Origin of the sequence: Emticicia sp. (assembly GCF_049241225.1) — a bacterium.
In the GTDB taxonomy this organism is placed as follows: domain Bacteria; phylum Bacteroidota; class Bacteroidia; order Cytophagales; family Spirosomataceae; genus Emticicia.
This window is the reverse complement of sequence record NZ_JBMLRC010000118.1, coordinates 9,409-12,036: the sequence shown is the minus strand read 5'-3', so window position 1 is coordinate 12,036 and position 2,628 is coordinate 9,409. Positions and strand designations below refer to the sequence as shown.

At 39.4% G+C, this 2,628-nt stretch carries 3 protein-coding genes; 1 reads left to right on the top strand and 2 read right to left on the bottom strand.

Annotation, left to right across the window (positions count from 1 at the left end; translation table 11 throughout):
* Positions 1-73: 73 nt before the first annotated feature.
* On the top strand, positions 74-538 hold the full coding sequence (locus ACOVO2_RS07255; protein WP_421769331.1) for a hypothetical protein: 465 nt from the start codon (positions 74-76) through the stop codon (positions 536-538).
* A 69-nt stretch (positions 539-607) separates the two neighbouring features.
* Here the strand turns inward: ACOVO2_RS07255 and rpsJ are convergent, their stop codons facing one another.
* Together rpsJ and nadB are read right to left on the bottom strand one after the other, a co-directional pair.
* Positions 608-913 (bottom strand): 30S ribosomal protein S10, encoded by a 306-nt coding sequence (gene rpsJ, locus ACOVO2_RS07250; RefSeq protein ID WP_188767361.1) that lies wholly within the window; start codon positions 911-913, stop codon positions 608-610.
* Between the two features lie 125 nt (positions 914-1,038).
* A partial coding sequence (gene nadB, locus ACOVO2_RS07245; RefSeq protein ID WP_421769330.1) for an L-aspartate oxidase occupies positions 1,039-2,628 on the bottom strand: 1,590 nt, incomplete at its 5' end.

Below are 2,628 nucleotides of genomic sequence, written 5' to 3'. Positions count from 1 at the left end.
GTTTTTTTTACCTTCTTTTTTGTAATATTGAGACATTTGCGGACGTTTTTACAGAAATCTAAATAACAAATATATGAAGAGAATAATTACAGGTTTCGCTATCTCAACTCTATTAACTTTTAACTTAGTAGCACAGGAATCACCTAAATCCAAAGTGGTTTTCTTTAGAACTTTTAATTTTTTTGGAGGTGCGATTGGCTTTAATGTATTTTCGGATACAACAAAGGTGATGAGATTCAAACCACAAACTTTCAAAATAGTAGATGTAGAGCCAAAACCTATTCGACTTTGGGCGGAAACGGAGGTAAAAAGGCATGTTGATATTGATTTCAAGTCAAATCACATATATTTTGTTAGAGGAAAAGTTGGTATGGGACTATTTGTTGGTCGACCACAATTTGAAACTCTAACTGTAGATGAATTCAGAGATTTAGTATCAAAGAAAAAATACTTACAAAAACAACTGAAGAACGCTGGTTATAACAATGTTGACGATTTAGTAAAACCCTTTGAAACATTGAAATTTACAAGTCTATAAATCTATTTTCAATAAAAAAGCCTATTCATTAAAAAAATGAATAGGCTTTTTTTGTACGTTTTATCAAAACTACACTTTGATTTCAACATCAACACCACTTGGAAGCTCCAATTTCATTAAGGCATCTACAGTTTTCGGACTTGCCGAGTAGATGTCAATAAGACGCTTGTAAGTACACAATTGGAATTGTTCACGTGCTTTTTTGTTAACGTGAGGTGATTTCAAAACTGTGAAGATTTCTTTACGAGTTGGCAACGGAATTGGACCGCTAACAACTGCACCTGTAGATTTTACAGCTTTCACAATTCTTTCAGCCGATTTGTCCACTAAATTGTGGTCAAATGACTTCAATTTGATTCTGATTTTTTGTGACATTGGTTCAAATTTTTTAGAGTGATAAAAACTCTGCCGAAAGAACCATTCGCTTCGACAAAGCAACTTGATACTTTTCAGTATCGGGGTGCAAAATTAGATAAAATATTTATTATTTGCAATTTTCTTTATAAAACCGAGTTTTCAGGCTTTCCGCCCAACTTGTACGGATAGTCGGTTGTGTAGTGAAGCCCACGACTTTCTTTACGCTTCATGGCACATTTGATTACGAGTTCGGCACATTGCACTAAGTTACGCAATTCACAGAGTTTCATCGAAAGCTTTGTTTTCTTGTAAAACTCTTCGGTTTCGTCTTTGATAAGTTTTAGGCGTCGCATGGCACGTTCCAAACGAAAATCTGAGCGAACAATTCCGACGTAATCGGCCATCATTCTTTGTAATTCTCTGAGATTATGCGTTACCAAAATTTCTTCGTTCGATTGTTCTGTTCCGAATTCATTCCAGTCTGGTACGTTTTCTTGGAAAGTAAGCTTATCAAAATCTTGGAGGGCTTCTTGAGCAATTCTATGACCGAAAACGGCCGCTTCGAGCAATGAGTTAGATGCCAAACGATTTGCTCCGTGTAATCCCGTTGACGAACATTCGCCACAGGCAAATAAGCGATTGATGGTTGAACGCCCCATTTCATCGACCAAAATTCCGCCGCACAAATAATGAGCGGCAGGAACAACCGGAATCTGGTCTTTAGTAATATCAAGCCCGATGCTCAAGCATTTCTCATAAATTGTTGGGAAGTGTTGAAGTATCAGTTCTTTTGGTTTGAATGAAATATCGAGATAAACGTGGTCTTCGCCAGTTTTTTTCATTTCAGCATCTATCGAACGAGCCACAATATCACGAGGAGCAAGTGAGCCACGAGGGTCGTAGCTGTGCATGAATTCTTCGCCTTTTTTGTTTTTTAGTACTCCACCTTCGCCCCGAACGGCTTCGGTAATCAAGAAACTTGGGTATTCGCCAGGGTTGTAGAGTGAGGTTGGGTGAAACTGAATCATTTCCATGTCTCGTACACGTCCTTTGGCACGATAAACCATTGCGATACCATCGCCAGTGGCAATAACTGGGTTGGTCGTGGCCGAATAGATATGCCCTGCCCCTCCCGTTGCCATCACAGTCATTTTCGATAAAATCGTTTCGACTTCGCCCGACTGCAAGTTTAAGGCATAAACGCCGTAGCAAGTAACGTCGTTTGTTTCACGGTTTACTTCAATGCCCAAATGGTGCTGCGTGATTAGCTCAACAGCATAGTAGTGCGTCAGGATTTCGATATTCGGGTTTTTGCTGACTTCTTCTAGCAATGCACGTTCGATTTCTTTACCCGTAATATCTTTATAGTGAAGAATTCGCTTTTCCGAATGTCCACCTTCACGAGTGAGGTCATATTCGCCATCGTGTTTATCGAAATTTGTGCCGTATTCTATCAATTCTTGAATACGGTCAGGGCCTTCTTTCACCACAATCTCTACGATTTTTCGGTCGCAAAGTCCATCGCCTGCAATGAGCGTATCGCTGATGTGTTTTTCAAAAGAATCGGTATCAGGGTCGAAAACGGCCGCAATTCCGCCTTGTGCATATTTGGTGTTGGTTTCGTCGGCATTTACTTTGGTTAGAACCAATACTTTACCCTTTGCTGAGGCTTTGAGTGCAAAACTCAAACCTGCAATGCCCGAACCTATAACTAAAAAATCTACTTTTTGCAT

Bases quoted from the DNA above. Each gene is read 5' to 3' on its own strand.
- ACOVO2_RS07255 (WP_421769331.1), top strand. From the start codon at position 74: ATGAAGAGAATAATTACAGGTTTCGCTATCTCAACTCTATTAACTTTT.
- rpsJ (WP_188767361.1), bottom strand. From the start codon at position 913: ATGTCACAAAAAATCAGAATCAAATTGAAGTCATTTGACCACAATTTA.